Annotated in this window: 16 protein-coding genes and 1 riboswitch; of the genes, 9 read left to right on the top strand and 7 right to left on the bottom strand. The window is 68.6% G+C overall.

All coding sequences use genetic code 11. The features are described from left to right. Positions 1 to 52 precede the first annotated feature (52 nt). Positions 53 to 2,098 carry an ABC transporter ATP-binding protein gene (locus ASF80_RS05505; RefSeq protein ID WP_056308687.1) on the top strand — a complete coding sequence of 682 codons (2,046 nt, stop codon included), beginning with the start codon at positions 53 to 55 and terminating at the stop codon, positions 2,096 to 2,098. Positions 2,099 to 2,181: 83 nt separating this feature from the next. On the opposite strand, the gene ASF80_RS05500 is transcribed toward ASF80_RS05505, so the two are convergent. From ASF80_RS05500 to ASF80_RS05470, 7 genes are read right to left on the bottom strand one after another with little or no spacing between them, the layout of a single operon-like run. Further along, entirely contained in the window at positions 2,182 to 2,955 is a 774-nt protein-coding gene (locus ASF80_RS05500) for an SDR family NAD(P)-dependent oxidoreductase (protein ID WP_056308685.1), read from the bottom strand. A 20-nt stretch (positions 2,956 to 2,975) separates the two neighbouring features. Continuing rightward, positions 2,976 to 3,923: a glycosyltransferase family 2 protein gene (locus ASF80_RS05495; RefSeq protein WP_056308684.1), complete on the bottom strand. Its 948-nt coding sequence runs from the start codon at positions 3,921 to 3,923 to the stop codon at positions 2,976 to 2,978. Positions 3,924 to 3,978: 55 nt separating this feature from the next. Further along, positions 3,979 to 5,118, bottom strand: coding sequence for a cysteine desulfurase family protein (locus tag ASF80_RS05490; protein WP_056308682.1), 1,140 nt, complete (start codon positions 5,116 to 5,118; stop codon positions 3,979 to 3,981). Positions 5,119 to 5,123: 5 nt separating this feature from the next. Then, a complete protein-coding gene (gene nadC, locus ASF80_RS05485) occupies positions 5,124 to 5,975 on the bottom strand; it encodes a carboxylating nicotinate-nucleotide diphosphorylase (RefSeq protein WP_056308680.1) in 852 nt (283 codons plus the stop codon). Then, positions 5,975 to 7,483, bottom strand: a complete 1,509-nt coding sequence (gene nadB / locus ASF80_RS05480) for an L-aspartate oxidase (protein WP_056308677.1) — start codon at positions 7,481 to 7,483, stop codon at positions 5,975 to 5,977. Before nadB ends, nadC begins: the two co-directional genes overlap by 1 nt. Further along, positions 7,480 to 8,817 (bottom strand): quinolinate synthase NadA, encoded by a 1,338-nt coding sequence (gene nadA, locus ASF80_RS05475; RefSeq protein ID WP_056308675.1) that lies wholly within the window; start codon positions 8,815 to 8,817, stop codon positions 7,480 to 7,482. Before nadA ends, nadB begins: the two co-directional genes overlap by 4 nt. Beyond that, a complete protein-coding gene (locus tag ASF80_RS05470) occupies positions 8,814 to 9,530 on the bottom strand; it encodes an NUDIX hydrolase (RefSeq protein WP_056308674.1) in 717 nt (238 codons plus the stop codon). The genes nadA and ASF80_RS05470 overlap by 4 nt, the downstream gene beginning before the upstream one ends. Positions 9,531 to 9,776: 246 nt before the next feature. Between ASF80_RS05470 and ASF80_RS05465 the strand changes: the two genes are divergently transcribed. The 8 genes from ASF80_RS05465 (at position 9,777) to gcvP (ending at position 19,998) form a co-directional block, all read left to right on the top strand. Continuing rightward, positions 9,777 to 11,468, top strand: a complete 1,692-nt coding sequence (locus tag ASF80_RS05465; protein ID WP_056308672.1) for an ABC transporter substrate-binding protein — start codon at positions 9,777 to 9,779, stop codon at positions 11,466 to 11,468. 39 nt (positions 11,469 to 11,507) lie between these two features. Beyond that, positions 11,508 to 12,503 (top strand): ABC transporter permease, encoded by a 996-nt coding sequence (locus ASF80_RS05460; RefSeq protein WP_056308670.1) that lies wholly within the window; start codon positions 11,508 to 11,510, stop codon positions 12,501 to 12,503. 37 nt (positions 12,504 to 12,540) lie between these two features. Then, a complete protein-coding gene (locus ASF80_RS05455; protein ID WP_235559890.1) occupies positions 12,541 to 13,476 on the top strand; it encodes an ABC transporter permease in 936 nt (311 codons plus the stop codon). Further along, on the top strand, positions 13,473 to 14,336 hold the full coding sequence (locus ASF80_RS05450) for an ABC transporter ATP-binding protein (RefSeq protein WP_056308666.1): 864 nt from the start codon (positions 13,473 to 13,475) through the stop codon (positions 14,334 to 14,336). The genes ASF80_RS05455 and ASF80_RS05450 overlap by 4 nt, the downstream gene beginning before the upstream one ends. Then, complete coding sequence (locus ASF80_RS05445; protein ID WP_056308663.1) at positions 14,333 to 15,169, top strand: ABC transporter ATP-binding protein; 837 nt, start codon at positions 14,333 to 14,335, stop codon at positions 15,167 to 15,169. Before ASF80_RS05450 ends, ASF80_RS05445 begins: the two co-directional genes overlap by 4 nt. Positions 15,170 to 15,294: 125 nt before the next feature. Further along, a riboswitch (glycine riboswitch) is annotated at positions 15,295 to 15,389 on the top strand. 157 nt (positions 15,390 to 15,546) lie between these two features. Further along, the gene (locus tag ASF80_RS05440) at positions 15,547 to 16,731 is read left to right on the top strand and encodes a glycine cleavage system aminomethyltransferase GcvT (protein ID WP_056308661.1); all 1,185 of its coding nucleotides are present in this window, start codon (positions 15,547 to 15,549) and stop codon (positions 16,729 to 16,731) included. Continuing rightward, complete coding sequence (gene gcvH, locus ASF80_RS05435) at positions 16,728 to 17,105, top strand: glycine cleavage system protein GcvH (protein ID WP_056308659.1); 378 nt, start codon at positions 16,728 to 16,730, stop codon at positions 17,103 to 17,105. Before ASF80_RS05440 ends, gcvH begins: the two co-directional genes overlap by 4 nt. A 61-nt stretch (positions 17,106 to 17,166) precedes the next feature. Next, positions 17,167 to 19,998, top strand: a complete 2,832-nt coding sequence (gcvP, locus tag ASF80_RS05430; RefSeq protein ID WP_056311807.1) for an aminomethyl-transferring glycine dehydrogenase — start codon at positions 17,167 to 17,169, stop codon at positions 19,996 to 19,998. Positions 19,999 to 20,026 lie beyond the last annotated feature (28 nt).

Below are 20,026 nucleotides of genomic sequence, written 5' to 3'. Positions count from 1 at the left end.
TCAGCGAGGTTGCGGACGGCCCGGCGTCCGTCACCCTGACTACGCTGGCGACATGAGCATGGGTGGCGGACGCGGCGGATTCCGCGGTGTGGACGAGAGCGCACAGCGTCGGCTCAATGCCGAGGCGCCGCGGATCAGCGGACTCGGGGCGAGGGTCATCACCCTGTTCCGGCCGTACCGGTGGCGTATCTTCTGGACAGGCGTGCTGGTCGTCATCGGCGCCGGCATCGCGGTCATCCCGCCGCTGATCGTGCAGCGCATCTTCGATGACGCGCTGTTCCCCGTCGACGGCAGCGGTCCGCAGTTGCAGCTGCTCATCTGGCTCGTGTCGGCGATGGTCGGGCTGTTCCTCATCTCCGCCGTGCTCGGTGTCGCCCAGACCTGGCTCACCTCGACGGTGGGCAACAGCGTCACCGGCGATCTGCGAGTGCGGCTCTTCGAGCACCTGCAGGCGATGGAGCTCGGCTTCTTCACGCGCACGAAGACCGGGGTGATCCAGTCGAGGCTGCAGAACGACGTCGGCGGTGTCTCCGGCGTGCTGACGAACACCGTCACCAGCATCCTGGGCAACGTCGTCACGGTGATCGCCTCGCTGGTCGCGATGATCCTGATCGACTGGCGTCTGACCCTGATCGCTGTCGTGCTGATGCCGTTCCTGATCATCGTGCAGCGACGCGTCGGGCAGGTGCGCGCGCGCATCGCGGGGGAGACGCAGGAGTCGCTGTCCGAGCTCACCTCGATCACGCAGGAGACGCTGAGCGTGTCGGGGATGCTGCTGTCCAAGGCGTTCAACCGGCAGCGCACCGAATCCCAGCGCTACCAGGCGGAGAACCGCAACCAGGTGAAGCTGCAGGTGCGGAGGGCGATGAGCGGTCAGGGCTTCTTCGCCGTCGTCCAGGTGCTCATGGCGAGCGTGCCGGCTGTCATCTACCTCGTCTCGGGATACCTGATCGCGGGCGGTACCGGCGCGATCACGGCCGGGACAGTCGTCGCGTTCACGACTGTCCAGGCGCGTCTGCTCCAGCCGCTGATGGGCCTCATGCGGGTGTCGTTGGATCTGCAGACCTCGTCCGCGCTGTTCGCGCGCATCTTCGAGTACCTCGATCTCGTCCCCGAGATCCAGGACGCACCGGACGCGATCACGGTCGCCGAGGCGCCGGGGCCGCGTGGGCGGATCGAGTTCGACGACGTGGTCTTCCGCTATCCCGATGCCGCGCCGGACGCTCGCCCCACGCTCCAGGGCGTCTCGTTCGTCGCCGAGCCGGGGAAGCACGTCGCGTTCGTCGGTCCTTCGGGGGCGGGCAAGACGACCGTTCTCTACCTCGCACCGCGCCTGTACGAGGCGCACGGCGGGGCCGTGCTCTTCGCGGGGGCCGACGTCCGCACGCTCACGCAGGAGTCGATCATCGATCAGGTCGGGATCGTCTCGCAGGAGACCTATCTGTTCCACGCGACGATCCGGGAGAACCTCCTGTACGCGAAGCCCGGGGCGACGGAGGACGAGGTGATCGCCGCGTGCGTCGCGGCGAACATCCATCACATCATCGCCGGATTCGAAGACGGCTACGACACGGTCGTCGGAGAGCGCGGCTACCGGCTCTCGGGCGGCGAGAAGCAGCGCATCGCGATCGCCCGCGTGCTGCTCAAGGACCCGCCGGTGCTGCTGCTCGACGAGGCCACGTCGGCTCTCGACACCGTCTCCGAGCGCGTCGTGCAGGAGGCGCTGGACGAGGCTGCCAAGGGACGCACGACCCTGACGATCGCGCACCGGTTGTCGACCGTGATCGGCGCTGACGTGATCCACGTGCTCGAAGCGGGGCAGATCGTCGAGTCCGGCACCCACGCCGAGCTCATCGCTCGTGGCGGACTCTATGCAGAGCTCGCGGCGCAGCAGGTCGCGGCGTCTCGGGTGATCGAGACCGAGACCGTCATCGAGGAGACCGTGGCCGGGGGAGTGAGTGCGGCGCTCGCCGACCGGAGGGCCGACCGTGCGCCGGAGGACTCTGCCGGAGCGGATGCGGTCGCGACCCTGACGGCCTCGGTGCCGCTGCTCGACGCTCCGCGCGCCGACGAGAGGGTGTACCCGGCAGAGGGCTGAGCTGGTGTCAGTGCACGGAGCTGGTGTCCGTGCACGGAGCTGGTGTCCGTGCACCGAGCTGGTCTCAGTGCACGGAGCTGGTGTCAGTGCACCGAGAGCCCGCCGTCAATGAACAGCGACTGACCGGTGACGTAGCTCGATCCGGCACCCGCCAGGAAGACGGCTGCTGCCGCGAAGTCCGAAGGCAGGCCGTTGCGACCGATCATCGTACGGGCGGCGAGGGCGGCGATCTGGGCGGGGTCCTCCTGCAGACGGGCGTTCAACGGTGTGAGCACGAACCCCGGGACGAGCGTGTTGCTCGTGACGCCGGTGCCGCCCCAGGCCTCGGCTTCTGACCGCATCAGCGACTCCACCGCACCCTTCGACACCCCGTAGATCCCGCTGCCGACGAAGGCGCGGTGCGCCTGCTGCGAGCTGATGTGGATCAGCCGGCCGAATCCGCGCTCGGCCATCCCTGTGCCGTACCGCTGTCCGAGCAGGAACGGCGCGAGAGCATTGACGGTCATGGTCGCGTCCCAGTCTTGCTCGGTGATCTCGGCGAAGGGTGGACGGATGTTGATGCCGGCGGAGTTCACCAGGATGTCCGGTTCTCCGAAGGGGACGGCGGCAGCTTCCGCCACGGCACGTATCCCCTCACGGGTGCTGAGATCGCCGACGACGCCCGCCGCACGGCATCCGGCATCCGCGAGCTCGGCGACGGTCTCCTCGACCCTGGTCTCGCCGCGAGCCACGATCACGGTCGAGGCGCCCGCCTTCGCGAGTGCCGTGGCGATGCCGCGACCGATGCCGGAGCTGCCTCCGGTCACGACCGCCGTGCGGCCGTCGAGCGAGAAGAGGTCGGCGAGGTAGCCGTTCATGTGTCTCCTGGGGAGTGCGCTCACCACGCCAGGGCAGCGGTGAGAGCGGGATCGGGGCGGGCATCGGCGTATTCGGGCAGCGCCTGGATCTCGGCGACGAACGACTCCACGCCCTCGGCGTAGCGGGGGTCGGGGTGGGTGCCGGCGATCTCGACGAGCGGCGGCAGGTCCATCGCCAGGATCAGCTCGAGGCGCGCGGCGACGGCTGCGTGCGCACCGGCGTCGTGCAGCACGCGGATGCCGCCCCGCAGGGCCCGGAGGTAGTCGCGGAGCACGGGAAGCTGTGCGCGGCCCTGCGTGATCGAGGTGCCGTCGGCCCGCAGGCGCCACCGGACGACCGTGTCGGGGATCACGTCGAAGGCGCGTGCTCGCGTGTACATGAGCTGAGCGACCACCTGATCCTCGTAGGCGACCCCTTCGGGGAATCGCAGGTCGCTCCAGAGCTCGGTGCGGCTGATCTTCGACCAGGCGACGATGTTGGCGCTGGCCCGGGGGTGCTCGACGATCGTGGTTCCGAGTCGTGCCGGGGACGTGGCTGCCTCGACCCAGGGCTGCACGCGTCCCGGGATGTAGCGGTCGCCGTCGAAGCGCGAGCGCACGTAGGCACCGGCCACGAAGTCGCTCCCCGTCTCGGCGAGGCTGCCGAGGAGACGCTCGAGTGCGGTGGGGGTCAGTTCGTCGTCGCCGTCGAGGAAGCCGACCAGAGGGGTGTCGACGAGATCCACACCCACGTTCCGTGCAGCGCCGAGGCCGCGTGACGCCTCATGTCGCACCGCACGGAAGCGCGGATCGGATGCCGCGGCCGCGGCGAAGATCTCGGCCGTATCGTCGGTCGAGCCGTCGTCGATGAGGATCGCATGCCACCGATTCTCGGTCTGTGCACGCAGGGAATCGAGTGCGGCCGGGGCGAAGCCGGCGATGTCGCGGCCGGGGACGATCAGGGTCACGATCGGGGTGGGGGCGGTCACCAGCCGAGTCTATGGCCGCTGACGGAGGTCTCGCCCTCTCAGGGGTCTCGCCCTCTCAGGTGCCGACGACGGCGCGTACGGACTCTGCGACGAGGGCTGCGAGCCGGTCGGGAAGATCGTCGGGCAGCGGCGTGTGACCGAAGGTGAACCGCACGGAGCTCTGCGCGACGGAGCGGGCGATGCCGCAGGCGAGCAGCACGTGCGACGGCTCGTCGCTCCCGGCAGCGCACGCCGAACCGCTCGACGACACCACGCCCCGGCGCTCCAGCTCGAGCAGCACGGCCTCGCCGCTCACTCCCGCGAAGGTGAAGCTCGCGGTCCCGGGGAGCCGCCGGACCGGGTCTCCCGTGAGCGCCGCCTGGGGGACGACTGCGAGTACGGCGGCGATGAAACGCTGCGTCGTCGCTCCGACGAGGGGGCTGACAGTGTCGCGTTCCGCCTCGGCGAGCTCCAACGCCACGGCGAGGCCGACTGCCCCGGCGACGTTCTCCGTCCCCGATCGACGTCCTCGCTCCTGACCGCCTCCGTGCAGGAGAGGTTCGAGGGGGACCCGGCCGCGCACGGCGAGGGCGCCGATCCCCTTGGGCGCTCCGAGCTTGTGCCCGGCGATCGCGATCGCATCCGCCCCGAGTCCGGTGAGCGGCAGCCACCCCGCGGACTGCACCGCGTCGACGTGCAGCGGCACGCCCGCTGCGCGGGTCACCTCCGCGAGCGAGGCCACGTCCTGCACCGTACCGATCTCGTTGTTGGCGTGCCCGAGGGCGACCAGCGAGGTGTCCTCGCGGATCGTCTGTCGCAGGGATGCCGCGGAGACCCGGCCGTGCGCGTCGACGGCCGCCGCCGTGACCTCGACGTCGTGGAAGCGCCGCAGGTAGTCCGCGGACTCCAGGATCGACTCGTGCTCGATCGGCGAGATCACCAGATGACGGCGGCCGTCCGCGAGAGCGGCGAGCACGATCCCCTTGACCGCGAGGTTGTTCGCCTCGGTGCCGCCCGCGGTGAACACGACATCACCGGCGCGCATCCCCAGCACACGCGAGACCCGCGATCTCGCATCGTCGAGCGCGCTCGCCGCAGCCTCGCCGTAGGTGTGGTGGCTGGAGGGATTGCCGAACATGCCGGTGAGGTGCGGACGCATCGCATCGAGCACCTCCGGACGGACCGGAGAGGTCGCAGCGTGATCGAGGTAGAGCATCGGGATCAGTCGATCCGCACGTCCAGGCCGAGGTCGAGCGCGCGCGCCGAGTGGGTGAGCGCACCGACCGAGATCACATCGACCCCGGTCCTCGCGATGTCGCCGACCGTGTCGAGACTCGCCCCGCCGGAGGCCTCGACCTGCGCGCGGTCGCCGATCAACGCCACACCCGCCCGGAGATCCTCGAGCGAGAAGTTGTCGAGCAGTACGGTGTGCGCTCCGCCGTCGAGCACGGCCGGGATCTGATCGAGCCGGTCGACCTCGACGACCACGTGGGTCGTGTGAGGCAGCCGGGAGAACGCCTCCCGCAGGGCTGTGGCGAGGTCGACACCGGAGCGCTGCAGCACGGCGAGATGGTTGTCCTTGGCCATCACCGCGTCCGACAGCGAGTAGCGGTGGTTGTGCCCCCGGCCCGAGATCACGGCGTGACGCTCGAAGGCACGCAGGCCCGGGGTGGTCTTGCGGGTGTCGGCGATGCGAGCCGAGGTCCCCTCGATCGCCCGCACATAGGCATCGGTCAAGGTGGCGATGCCGCTCATCCGCTGTGTGAAGTTCAGCGCGATGCGCTCCGCGGTGAGGATGCCGCGGGCCGAGCCCGAGACCGAGGCCAGTACGTCGCCGGGGGCGAAGCGGTCGCCGTCGCCGACGTGCACGTCGATCGTGATCGACGGATCAGTGAGGGCGAAGGCGGCTGCGAAGACCTCGCCGCCGCTGAAGATCCCGGCTTCCCTGGCGACCAGGTCGGCGGTGGCGGTGGCCTCTGCGGGAAGGAGCGTCGTGCTGGTGAGGTCGCCCCACGGTGCGTCCTCCTCGAGGGCTGCCCCGACGGCACGGGTGATGAGTGCGTGAGTGAGCATCAGACGGTCTCCAGGAGGGGCGAGGCGACGGGTTCGCGGTAGTGGGCGCCGACCGATTCGGTGCGGGCGAGGGCGGCGGATGCCGTGGCCCCGGCGAGCAGGAGCAGATTCGCGTCCTCGCGCTCGGCGACCGTGGCGGGTGCGGGCGCGGTGGACCGCCAGCGGATGACGGCGTCGAGAGCGCGCTCGAGCCCCTCGTCCGTGCGGAGGAGCCCGACGTCATCCCACATCAGCCGCTGCAGCGCGGGGCGACTGAACGGGCTGCCGTCCGGGTGCGGTCGAGCGCCGGCGGTACCGGCGATCGTGGCGCTGCGAGTGTCCGCGGGCAGGGGAGCAGGGGACGGCTTCCAGGGCATCCCCACGGCGGTGGCCGCGCGTGCGCCGAACACGGCACCCTCCAGCAGCGAGTTCGAGGCGAGGCGGTTCGCACCGTGCACGCCGGTGCGTGCGACCTCGCCGACGGCGAAGAGCCCGGGGATCGACGTGCGTCCGTCGAGGTCGGTGACGACTCCGCCCATCAGGTAGTGCGCGGCGGGGGTCACCGGGATGGCGTGCATGGCCCAGTCGAAACCGCGCTCGCGCGTCACCCTGTCGATCGTCGGGAAGCGATGCGCCAGCACGGGGGCGCCCAGCATCGTGGCGTCGAGACGGACAGGGGAGCCCTGGGCTGCGGCCTGTCGCGCGATCGCCCGGGACACGACGTCGCGGGGAGCCAGCTCGCCGTCGGGGTGGGTGTCGAACACGAATCGCCGACCGTCGACATCGATGAGTGTCGCGCCCTCGCCGCGCACCGCCTCGGAGATCAGGAACGCCGACCCCTCGGCGAGGACCGTCGGGTGGAACTGCATGAACTCGAGATCCGCGACCGCCGCGCCGGCGCGCAGGGCCGCGGCGATGCCGTCGCCCGTGGTTCCCACCGGATTCGTCGTGTGCGCGTAGAGGTGGCCTGCACCTCCGGTGGCGAGGATCACCGCGTCGGCCCCGAGGTCTGAGAGGGCGCCGTCGACGAGCACGCGGATGCCCCGCGCGATGCCGTCCTCGATCACGAGGTCGGCGAGGAACGCGGCCTCGACCACGGTGATGGGTGCACGTCGAGTGGCGGCGACCAGCGCGTGCGCGATCGCGGCACCGGTCGCATCACCGCCCGCATGCACGATGCGGGCGTGGCTGTGCGCGGCCTCGCGTCCGAGCAGCAGCTCGCCGTCCGGGCTGCGGTCGAAGGCGACTCCTCGCGCGATCAGCTCGGCGATCCGCTCGGCGGCGTCCTGCACGAGCACGTCGACCGCGGCGGCGTCGGACAAACCGGCACCCGCATCGATCGTGTCTGCGGCGTGCTGGGCCGCCGAGTCCGCCGGGCCGTAGATTCCGGCGACTCCGCCCTGTGCGAATCCGGTGCATCCGTCGCCGAGTGCACCCTTCGTGACGACCGTGACCGCGTGCCCCGCCTCGTGGGCATGCAGCGCGGCGGTGAGGCCGGCGATGCCCGATCCGACGACGACGACGTTCATCGGGCGCTCGCCACCACCGGCGGCTTCGCCGCCAGCATCCGCTCGAGGGCGACCCGCGCGGGGTCGGCCATGTCTGCCGTGACCGTGATCCGGTTGGGAGTGCGCCCTGCCACGAGTTCTTCGAGCACCCACGCCAGGTATCCGGGGTGGATGCGGTACATCGTCGAGCACGGGCACACCACGGGGTCGAGGCAGAAGATCTCGTGCTGCGGGAACTGCGCGGCCAGCCGGCGTACGAGGTTGATCTCGGTGCCGATCGCGAAGGTCGTGGGCTCTGTCGCGGCGGCGATCGCCCGGCGGATGTAATCCGTGGAGCCTGCCTCGTCGGCCGCGTCCACGACGTCCATCGGGCATTCCGGGTGCACGATGACGCGCACGTCGGGGTGCTCCGCCCTCGCCTGGTCTATCTGGGCCACAGTGAAGCGCCGGTGCACCGAGCAGAACCCGTGCCACAGGATGACGCGCGACTCGAGCAGATCGGATGCCGTGGAGCCGCCGAGCGCCTTGCGCGGGTTCCACATCGGCATCTGCTCCAGGGGCACGCCCATCGCCTTCGCGGTGTTGCGGCCCAGGTGCTGGTCCGGGAAGAACAGCACCCGTCGACCGCGCTCGAACGCCCACTCGAGCACGGTCTGCGCGTTCGAGGAGGTGCACACGATCCCGCCGTGCCTGCCGACGAAGCCCTTGATCGCGGCAGAGGAGTTCATGTACGTGACGGGGATCACCGGCACTCGGCCGTGTTCGTCCTGAGCGTCGAGATCGCCGAGGACATCGGCGAGCTGCTCCCAGCAGTCCTCGACCTGATCGATGTCGGCCATGTCGGCCATCGAGCATCCGGCTGCGAGGTTCGGCAGGATCACCGCCTGGTCGGGCCCGGAGAGCAGGTCGGCGGTCTCTGCCATGAAATGGACGCCGCAGAAGACGATGGCCTCGGCGTCGGGTCGTTCCTTCGCCGCGGTCGCGAGCTGGAACGAGTCGCCCACGTAGTCGGCGTGACGCACGACCTCCTCACGCTGGTAGAAGTGGCCGAGCACGACGGCTCGGTCGCCGAGCGTGGCCTTCGCCGCACGGATGCGCTCGTCGAGCTCGTCTTCGCTCGCCTCGCGATACGCCGCCGGAAGCTCTCCCTGGCGGGGTGCCCCCGTCGGGATGACGTCGCCCATCGACGACCCGGGTCCGTAACCGGGGCGCGTGTCGAAGTCCCAGGGGCCGACGGCGAGGTCGGTCGTACAGGTCTCATCGGTCGACGCGCCCGCCACGATCGACTGGATCGCGTGATCGACGGAGGCGTCGAGGGGCTGGACTGCCGGGGTCGGAACGAAGGTGATGCTCATCGGGTGCTCGTTTCCTCGGGGCCGAGGGGGCCGTGATCGGCCAGCTCGACGTCGGTGTTGTAGCGGTACAGGCGGGCGGGGCGGTGACTGCCGGTGCGGAACTGGTCGGTGGGGAGGAGATTGCCGGCGGATTCGACCTGTCGGCGGAAGTTGGCCGGGTCGAGATGCTTGCCGAGGATCGCCTCGTAGGCCTCTCGAAGGTCGGCCAGAGTGAACTCGGCCGGCAGGAAGCCGTGCGCGACACGGCTGTAGCCGACCTTGCTGCGCAGGCGCCAGAGCGCGTAGTCGACGATCTTGCGGTGGTCGAAGGCGAGCGGCGGCAGGTCGCCGAGATCGAACCATCGCACGTTCTCGGGAGCGAGACCGGATGCCCGATGCGCGGCGCTCTGCGCGTCGACCTCGTCCTGTCGGAGCAGCGCCCAGTAGACGATCGACACGACGCGGGTGGGGGAGCGGTCGACGGCTCCGAAGGCGTAGAGCTGCTCGAGGTAGCTGGGAGTGAGACCGGTGGTCTCGGCGAGTGTGCGGGCGGCGGCGTCGACCGGTGACTCGGTCGGAGTCAGCCAGCCGCCGGGAAGCGCCCACTGATCGGCGAACGGCTCGCGGGTGCGCAGGACCAGCGGGAGCGCGAGCACAGCAGCGCCGTCCTCGGTGCGACGCAGCGTGAGGATCACCGTCGACACGGCGACGTCGATGCCCCTGGTTTGAGTCATGAGTACCTTAACCTCCGAGATCGATCTTAGTGTCATCTCGACCCTTAGTGCACCCGTGTGACGGACGAGCCCCTGAGGCCGAAACGTTATATACCAGCGTTCTGGCCTCTTGTTGCCCGGATGGCTATTTGTTAGGTTACTGTCCTAACAAATCCCTTTCACAGGGATCTGTCGCGAGTTCCGATCCGGGACTCGGCTCCATCCCGGAGATCCCTCCTGCAGTGCAGCACCGAGAGGAAATACAGAATGATCCGTAACGGAAGGCGCAAGATCGCGCTCACCGCTGTGGCGGGGGCATCCGTCCTCGCCCTGGGTTTGACGGCCTGTGGCGCAGGCGGCGGCAACGAGGGGAGCGGCGGCGATGGCGACCGGGCTCTTCGCGTGTGGGCCGGCAGCCAGACCCCCATCACCGCGAACTACAACCCGTTCGCACCGACCGTGCTCCATGGCGCGCTCGGCCCCATCTACGAGCCGCTGTTCTTCTTCAACAAGACGGCGGACTCCGAGCCCGTCGGCCTGATCGGCGACTCGTACGAATACAACGAGGACGGCACGGTGATCACGGTCACCATCAAGCCCGACCTCAAGTGGAGCGACGGCGAGCCCCTCACGGCCGCCGACGTGGCGTTCTCGTTCACCTACGAGGCCAACAACCCCGAAGGCAACGGCCTCGTCTCGGCCGAGGCGACCGATGACACCACCGTCGTCCTCACCTACACCACCGCGCAGTACACGACCGAGTTCCAGCGACTCGGCTCGACCTACATCCTCCCTGAGCACGTGTGGTCCGAGGTCACGGACTTCGCGAACTTCGCCAACGAGGACCCGGTGGGTTCGGGCGCCTACGTCGTCGACAAGACCACGAGCGAGTCGTACACGCTCGTGGCCAACGAGAACTTCCGTGATGCCGACGACCTCGGAGTCAAGAAGGTCCAGTACATCGCGGTCGACAACAACCAGACGGCTCAGGACCTGCTCGCCGCGGGCAAGCTCGACTGGACGGGCATGTTCATCCCGAACCCGGATGACGTCACGGGCAACGGTGCGATCGACTGGATCAACACCCCGCAGGATCCGACCGTGCTCTACACCTGCTCGAACGCCGAGCTCGGCTGCACCGGTCCGCAGACCGATGTCGCCGTGCGTCAGGCGCTCAACGTCGCGATCGACCGCGCCGCGATCAAGGACAAGGCGTTCGTCGGACTCACCGGCGACATCTCGCCGACGTTCGCGCTGCTCCCGCGTGACGAGAAGTGGGTGGCGGACCCCGCCAACGAGGTCAGCCCGCAGGAGGCGAACGCCGCAGAGGCGGGCGAGATCCTCGAGGCTGCCGGTTACACCAAGGACGGCGACTTCTACTCCAAGGACGGAAAGCCGCTCGAGCTCAGCCTGATCTCGGTCGACGGCTGGACCGACTACAACGACGCCGCGAAGCTGATCGCCGAACAGGCCGAGGCTGCGGGCATCAAGGTCACCGCATCGACAGTGCAGTGGCAGGAGTTCTCCGACGCCCGTCAGGGTGGCGACTTCCAGCTGATCGTCGGCGGTGTCATCGGCACCTCGGTGGCTGATCCGTTCCAGATCTACCGCGACTGGTTCGGCGGCACGACCGTCGGCTCCACCGCAGCCGTGGGCTCCGAGGTTCCAGCCGGTCGCTGGAACTTCAGCCGCTACAGCAACCCTGTCGTCGACGAGGCGGTCCAGGCCGCGATCAGCACGAACGACGAGGCAGAGAAGAAGGAGCTGTACGGCACGATCCAGACCGAGATCGTCCGCGACCTGCCCTACATCCCGCTCGTGATCAACGCGACGCAGACCTTCTACAACACGAAGGACTTCACCGGTTGGCCGACGGAGGAGGACCTCTACGCCTTCCCGCCGTCCTGGGGCGCGATCGCGGCAGGCTACATCCTGACGCAGCTCGAGCCGGCGAACTAAGCGAATGAGCTCGGGGGAGCAGGAAGCACGGTCAGTGACATGAAGTTCTATGCACGAAGAATCGGGTTCTACGCGTTCACGCTGTGGGCCGCGATCTCACTCAACTTCCTGCTTCCCCGGCTCATGCCGGGGAACCCGGCGGACATCATGATTGCCAAGATGCAGCGTGCGGGTGGCGAGGTCTCCGAGACCACGATCCGCAACATCAAGCTGCTGCTCGGCGGTGATGACTCCTCCCTCTGGGATCAGTACATCGCGTACTGGGGGCGGATGTTCCAGGGCGACCTGGGCATCTCCGTCACCAAGTTCCCCGCGCCCGTGAGTGAGCTGATCGGGCAGGCGCTGCCCTGGACGCTCATTCTCGTCGGCACGGTGACCGTGATCTCCTTCATCCTCGGCGTCGTGCTCGGCGCCTGGGCCGGATGGAAGCGCGGAACCTGGGTCGATCACCTGATCCCGGCGACCACCGTGCTGCAGTCCATCCCCTACTTCTGGATGGCGCTGCTGCTCGTCTCGGTGTTCGCGGTCGGACTCGGCTGGTTCCCGATCTTCGGGGGCTACGACGTGTTCGACTTCCCGGACGGCCCCGAGCCGACCTGGGCGTTCTTCACGGATGCGCTCTCGCACGCGATCCTCCCTGCGATCACCATCGTGATCTCGTCGGTGGGTGGCTGGATGTTCGGGATGCGCAACATGATGGTGCAGACCATGGCCGAGGACTACGTGCTCACGGCCGAGGCCAAGGGGCTCCGCCCGCGTCGCATCATGACCACGTACGCTGCGCGCAACGCCGCGATCCCATCGATCGCGGGGTTCTCGATCACCTTGGGGTTCGTGGTGGCCGGCTCCATCGTCATGGAGCAGGTGTTCACCTACCCGGGCATCGGCAAGCTGATGTTCCAGGCGGTGACGAACAACGACTACGCGCTGATGCAGGGGCTCTTCCTCGTCATCACCATCACGGTGCTCGCCGCCAACTTCATCATGGACCTCGTCTATGGCTTCATCGACCCGAGGGCGCGCCAGAATGTCTGACATCGAGAACACAGTGCTGATCACGAAGGATCAGCCCATGACCCAGCCCGCGAGCACGATCTCGCTGGCCACGCAGCGAGGGCGCAAGCGCCGCCGCGTTCTCCCGACGACCTCGCCGAAGTTCATCACCGGGGCGGTGATCGTGATCTCGATCGTGCTGTTCGCGATCATCGCGCCGATCTTCTCGCAGAATCCGCGGAGCACCGACAACCCTGCTCTGCTCCCGCCGTCGCCGGAGCACTGGCTCGGCACCACCAAGCTCGGCAACGACATGTTCGCCCAGCTCGCGATCGGCGCGCAGGGCTCGCTCCTGGTCGGCGTGGTCGCGGGCGGCATCGCCATCGTCCTGTCGCTGCTGTTCGGAGTCCTCGCCGGCTACCTCGGCGGTTGGCGGGAGGACACCCTCGCGCTGCTGACGAACGTGATGATCGTGATCCCCGGCCTGCCGCTGGTGATGGTGATCTCGTCCTTCGTCCCGCAGCGCAGCTGGCAGCTCGTCGCGTTCGTGCTCGGCATCACCTCCTGGGCCGGTGCGGCCTACGTGCTCCGACTGCAGACCCGATCGCTGCGCACCCGCGACTACGTCTACGCGTCCAAAGTCGCGGGGGAGCGATCCTTCCGCGTCATCCTGGTCGAGATCATGCCGAACCTGCTGCCGCTGCTCACGGCGCAGTTCCTCTTCGCGATCATCTTCGCGATCCTCGGAGAGGCCGGTCTCTCGTACCTCGGCCTCGGGCCGAACTCGTCCATCACCTGGGGCACCATCCTCAACGACGCGCAGTCCGGCCAGGCACTCGGGCGAGGGGCCTGGTGGTGGTTCGTGCCGCCGGGAATCATGATCGCCATGCTCGGCGCGGGTCTCTCACTCATCAACTTCGCGATCGACGAGGTCATCAACCCCAAGCTGCGCAACGCGCCGGACGCCGCTCGGCGTGTGCGCAAGGCGGCCAAGACGAAGGGGGTCGCCGCATGAGCGCTCCGGATGCCGTGCTCACCGCACGCGACGTGTCGATCGAGTACGAAGTGGATCCGCCCGTCAAGGCGGTCCGCAATGTCTCCCTCACCCTCAACCGCGGGGAGATACTCGGCCTCGCGGGAGAGTCGGGATGCGGCAAGACCACCCTCGCCTACGGCATGAACCGGTTGCTCAAGGCGCCGGCGCTCATGACGAGCGGCGAGATCGTCTTCCATGACCGTGATGGCCACGACATCGACATCGTCGCGCTCGACGGTGACGGCCTGCGCGCGTTCCGCTGGGACAAGATCTCGATGGTGTTCCAGGGGGCGATGAACTCGCTCAACCCGGTGATCAGCGTCAAGGCGCAGATCTTCGACATCTTCGAGACCCATCGCCCCGGCATGTCCAAGAAGGACAAGCAGGCCAGGGCAGAGGAACTGCTGACGCTGGTCGGCGTCGACCCTTCGCGGTTGACGAGCTTCCCGCACGAGCTGTCCGGCGGCATGCGGCAGCGCATGATGATCGCGATGGCGCTCGCACTGGATCCGCAGGTCATGATCATGGACGAGCCCACCACCGCGCTCGACGTGGTCGTGCAGCGGGGGATCATCCGCGAGATCATGCGCCTGCGCGAGCGGCTCGGGTTCGCGGTGATCTTCATCACGCACGACCTGCCGATGCTGATCGAGATCAGCGACCGGATCGCCGTGATGCTGCAGGGACAGATCGTGGAGGAGGGCACAGCGGAGGAGATCTACCGCACGCCCCAGCACGAGTACACGAAGAAGCTGCTGTCGAGCTTCCCGAGTCTGACCGGCGAGCGCGGCGACTTCGTCCGCACCGGCAGCCAGCCCAGTCAGGAGGAGATCCGATGAGTGCTCCCACCCTCGAAGCCCGCAATCTGGTGAAGGACTTCACCCTGCGATCGGGGCTCAAGACGTCGATCCTGCACGCCGTGAAGGACGTCTCGTTCACGATCGAAGCGGGGAAGACGGTCGCCCTCGTCGGCGAATCGGGGTCGGGCAAGTCGACGATCGCCCGGATGCTGATGAAGCTCGAGACGCCGACGAGTGGGCAGATCCTGCTCGACGGCAAGGACTCGGGTATGCGGGGCCGTGCGGTCGAGGAGTACCGCTCGCAGGTGCAGATGGTGTTTCAGGATCCGTTCGCCTCGCTGAACCCGTTCCACACGATCATCCACCACCTGGAGCGCCCCATCAGGCTCCACCACCCGAAGCTCTCGGGCGCTGAGGTGCGTGCACGCGCGATCGAGCTGCTCGAGCGCGTGCGACTGTCACCGGGCGAGAGCTTCGCCGAGCGCCGCCCGCATGAGCTGTCCGGCGGTCAGCGACAGCGCGTGGCCATCGCACGGGCGCTCGCCCCGGGGGCGCGGTTCATCGTCGCGGATGAGCCGGTCTCGATGCTCGATGTCTCGATCCGATTGGGGGTGCTCAACCTGCTGGCGGATCTGCAGCGGGAGGAGAATCTCGGCGTGCTGTACATCACGCACGATCTCGCGACGGCTCGGCACTTCAGCGACGAGATCATGGTCCTCTACAAGGGTGATGTCGTGGAGCGGGGGCCCGCCGACGAGGTGATCCTCAATCCGCAGCACGAGTACACGAAGACGCTGCTGGGCGCAGCGCCCGAGCCCGAGAACCTCGGCCGCCTCCGTGACGAGGTGCGGGCAGAGCTCGCAGGCCGCTGAGCATTCTTCCGGTCGTGCTTCCCTCGACCGCTGCGCATGGCGCGCGGCGCGAAGCGCGACCGGAGGACCATCTGTCTCGGCGGGGGTGACCCGCTAGACTGAACGCACAAGTGAAGACAGGCCGAATGAACCACGCGGGAGAGCCCCGGCGAACGCAGCCGGGCACCGAAGGAGCAAGCCTCCCCGCCAATCTCTCAGGTACGCGTACCGCGCGGTTCCGGCCACTCTGAAAAGCGAGATCGAGCGATGCTGTAGCGCTCGGCTCCGCCGACGGTGAAAGCCCAGTCTCTGGGTGAAACTCTCAGGCCCATGACAGAGGGGGAGTTCCGAGGAACGGCGACACCGCTGTTCCGCCCGACCCAGCCCGGGAGAACTCCATGTCCGACCCTCGCTACACCCCGCTCCGCGAACGCCATGAGGCGCTCGGCGCCTCATTCACCGACTTCGGCGGCTGGCAGATGCCGGTGCGCTACACCTCCGACCTCGCCGAGCACCACGCGGTGCGTCAGGCCGCCGGGATCTTCGACATCTCGCACATGGCGGAGTTCATGATCACCGGAGACTTCGCGGGAGCCTTCCTCGACTACTCTCTCGCCGGTCGTCTGTCGGCGATGTCCGTCGGCAAGGCGAAGTACTCGCTCATGCTGGCCGGCGACGGCGGGATCATCGATGACGTCATCGTCTACCGCCTCGCCGAGGATCGGTTCCTCGTGATCGCGAACGCGGGCAACCGCGGATTCGTCGACGGCGCGTTCGCTTCGCGCATCCGTTCGTTCCCTTCGCGGATCGAGCGTGAACGGCCCGCGCTCGCCGCCGGCGAGGAGCGCACCTTCGAGGGCTTCCTCGGAGACCGTGGCGTCGACGTCGAGGACGTCTCCGACGAGTACGCGCTGCTCGCCGTGCAGGGCCCCACATCCGAGAGCATCCTCTCGACGACGGCGGGCATCACCGACCTCGGGATCCCGTGGTCGGAGCAGAAGTATTACGCCTGGGCCGACGCCTCGTTCCTCGGCGGCCCGCTGCTCCTCGCCCGCACCGGGTACACGGGGGAGGACGGCTTCGAGCTTCTCGTCCGCGTCGCGGACGCCCCGGCGCTCTGGGACGCGCTCGTCGAGGCCGGTCAGGCGCACGGTCTCGTCCCCGCCGGTCTCGCCGCGCGCGACACCCTCCGGCTCGAGGCGGGAATGCCCCTCTACGGCCACGAACTCTCCCGTGAGACCAAGCCGTCGCAGGCCGGTCTCGGTCGGGTCGTCGTGGCCGACAAAGAGAGCTTCATCGGCAAGGGCGCGGTGGATGCCGCATCCGATGCCCCGGTGCTCGTGGGGCTCGTCGCTGAAGGCAAGCGCGCAGGCCGTGCCGGATACCCCGTCGTCGATCAGGACGGCGCTGTACTCGGCGAGATCACCAGCGGTGCACTCAGCCCGACGCTCGGCCACCCGATCGCGATGGCCTACGTCGAACCGTCTTCCGCTGCGGAGGGAACCGCAGTATTCCTTGATGTGCGGGGGACCAGGATCCCCGCGACCGTGACCGCCCTGCCTTTCTATCGGAGGACCAAATGACCGACCTCAACGCCCTCAGCTACACCGACGAGCACGAGTGGATCGCCGCTGACGGCGACACCGTGACGATCGGCATCACCGACTACGCGGCCGACAAGCTCGGCGACGTCGTGTTCGTCGAGCTCCCCGCCGTCGGCACCGAGATCGCCGCAGGCTCCGTCGTCGGCGAGATCGAGTCGACCAAGTCGGTCGGCGAGCTCTACGCACCGGTCACCGGCACGGTCGTCGAGATCAACGACACCGTGGTCGACGACCCCTCGCTCGTGAACGCGGAGCCGTTCGCCGGCGGCTGGCTCATCAAGGTCGCAGTGGCGGACGGTGCGCTGGACGGTCTGATGGACCGCGACGCGTACGTCGCTCTGACGGAGGGCTGATCGAGCAGTGGTCTCCTTCGCCGACCGTCACATCGGAACCACCGAATCCACGCAGCGCCAGATGCTCGACGCGCTGGGCGTCGAGTCCGCGCTCGAGGACTGGAGCCCGGTCGAGGCGCTGATGCGCCAGGCCGTGCCCTCCTCGATCTTCACCTCAGCCCCCACGGACTCGGTCATCCCTCGCGCGGCGAGCGAGACCGAGGCTCTTGCCGAGCTGCGCGCGATCGCAGCTCGCAACACGGTGAACCGGCCGATGATCGGCCTCGGGTACTACGGCACGATCACCCCGCAGGTGATCCAGCGCAACGTGCTCGAGAACCCCTCCTGGTACACGGCCTACACGCCCTACCAGCCGGAGATCTCGCAGGGACGCCTCGAGGCGCTGATCAACTTCCAGACGATGGTGGCCGAGCTCACCGGTCTCACCACGGCGAACGCGTCGATGCTGGACGAGTCGACCGCGGTCGTCGAGGGGATGCTTCTGGCGCGCCGCGCGTCGAAGAAGGCATCGAACGTGTTCGCCGTCGACGCCGACGCCTTCCCGCAGACGAAGGCGCTGCTCGAGACCCGCGCCGAGGCGGTGGGCATCGAGCTCGTGACGGTCGACTTCGCCGCCGGCGGGGAACTCCCCGCAGAGCTGTTCGGCGTCTTCGTGCAGTATCCGGGTGCCTCCGGTCGCGTGTGGAACCCCAGCGCCGTGATCGACGCCGCGCACCTCGCCGGCGGCCTCGCGGTCGTCGCGGCCGATCTGCTCGCGCTCACCCTGATCGCCTCGCCCGGTTCGCTCGGTGCGGACGTCGCGGTCGGCACCACCCAGCGCTTCGGCGTGCCCATCGGCTTCGGAGGGCCGCACGCCGGCTATATGGCTGTGCGTGCCGGACTCGAGCGACAGCTGCCCGGACGCCTCGTCGGAGTCTCGGTCGATGCGGACGGCAAGCCGGCGTACCGGCTGTCCCTGCAGACCCGCGAGCAGCACATCCGCCGCGAGAAGGCGACCAGCAACATCTGCACCGCGCAGGTGCTGCTCGCGGTCATGGCGTCGATGTACGCGGTGTACCACGGTCCGGATGGACTGAAGGCGATCGCCCGGGAGGTCGCGGCCAAGACCGCGATGCTGCGCGACTGGCTCGCCGATGCGGGTGCGGATGTGGTGCACGACTCGTTCTTCGACACCCTTCAGGTGCAGGTTCCGGGGCGCGCGGCCGAATACGTGGAGCAGGCCCATCACGGCTTCGGCATCCTGCTGCACGCTCCCGACGCCGACACGATCGGCATCTCGGTCGACGAGACCACCACGGTCTCCGAGCTCCACCAGGTCGCCCAGGTGTTCGGCGGCGCGCGGGAGCGGGCCTTCGGGTTCTTCGGATCCGGATCGCAGGGCGCCCTGCCCGGCGACCTGCTGCGCCAGGACGAGTACCTCACGCATCCCGTGTTCCACGCGCACCGCAGCGAGACGGCGATGATGCGCTACCTGAAGAGCCTCGCGGATCGTGACTACGCGCTCGATCGCGGAATGATCCCGCTCGGCTCGTGCACGATGAAGCTCAACGCCGCCACCGAGATGGCATCGATCACCTGGCCGGAGTTCGCAGGCATCCACCCGTTCGCACCGGCATCCGACGTCGAGGGCTACCTAGACATGATCACCCAGCTCGAGGCGTGGCTCGCCGAGGTCACCGGGTACGACGCGGTGTCGCTGCAGCCGAACGCGGGTTCGCAGGGCGAGCTCGCCGGGCTGCTCGCGATCCGCGGCTACCACCTCGCGAACGGCGATACGCAGCGCACGGTGTGCCTGATCCCTTCGTCGGCTCACGGGACGAACGCCGCCTCCGCGGTGCTCGCCGGAATGAAGGTCGTCGTCGTCGCCTGTGACGAGCTCGGCAACGTCGACCTCGACGACCTGCGGGCGAAGATCGCGGCGCACGCCGACGAGTTGTCCGCGCTGATGATCACCTACCCGTCCACGCACGGTGTCTACGAGCAGGACGTGGTGGAGATCACGACGGCCGTGCACGACGCCGGCGGCCAGGTGTACGTCGATGGTGCGAACCTGAACGCGCTGCTCGGCTACGCCCGCTTCGGCGACCTGGGCGGCGACGTCTCGCACCTCAACCTGCACAAGACGTTCGCGATCCCGCACGGCGGCGGCGGCCCCGGTGTGGGCCCTGTCGCGGCCAAGGCGCACCTCGCGCCGTACCTGCCGTCCCACCCGCTCGCGCAGCGGGCGGAGCATGCGGGCGGATTCGTCTTCGAGGGCGGCGCCGTGTCGGCGGCTCCCTACGGCTCGGCGGGCATCCTCCCGATCTCGTGGTCGTACGTGCGGATGATGGGGGCCGACGGCCTCCGCCATGCGACGGCCGCAGCGGTGCTCTCGGCGAACTACATCGCCGCGCGTCTCGGCGAGCACTACCCGGTGCTGTACGCGGGCGAGAACGGTCGCGTCGCGCACGAGTGCATCCTCGACCTGCGTCCGCTGAAGGAAGCGACCGGGATCACGGTCGACGACGTCGCCAAGCGCCTCATCGACTACGGCTTCCACGCCCCGACCATGTCGTTCCCCGTCGCCGGCACGCTGATGGTCGAGCCCACGGAATCGGAGGATCTCGGCGAGATCGAGCGCTTCATCGAGGCCATGATCATGATCAAGGCCGAGGCGGACGCGGTCGCGGCAGGCCGCTGGCCCGCAGACGACAACCCGCTGGTCCACGCGCCGCACACCGCGGTCTCGCTGATCGCGGGGGAGTGGAACCACGCGTACACCCGTGAGGACGCCGCCTACCCGGTGCACGCCCTGGTCGCCGGAAAGTACTGGCCGCCGGTGCGCCGCATCGACCAGGCGTACGGCGATCGCAACCTGGTCTGCGCCTGCCCTCCGATCGAGGCCTTCGCCTGATCGGATGATCGCCCTGATGCGGCGTCGT

Source organism: Microbacterium sp. Leaf159 (assembly GCF_001423615.1).
Taxonomy (GTDB): Bacteria; Actinomycetota; Actinomycetes; order Actinomycetales; family Microbacteriaceae; genus Microbacterium.
This window is presented reverse-complemented; position numbering and strand designations above follow the sequence as displayed.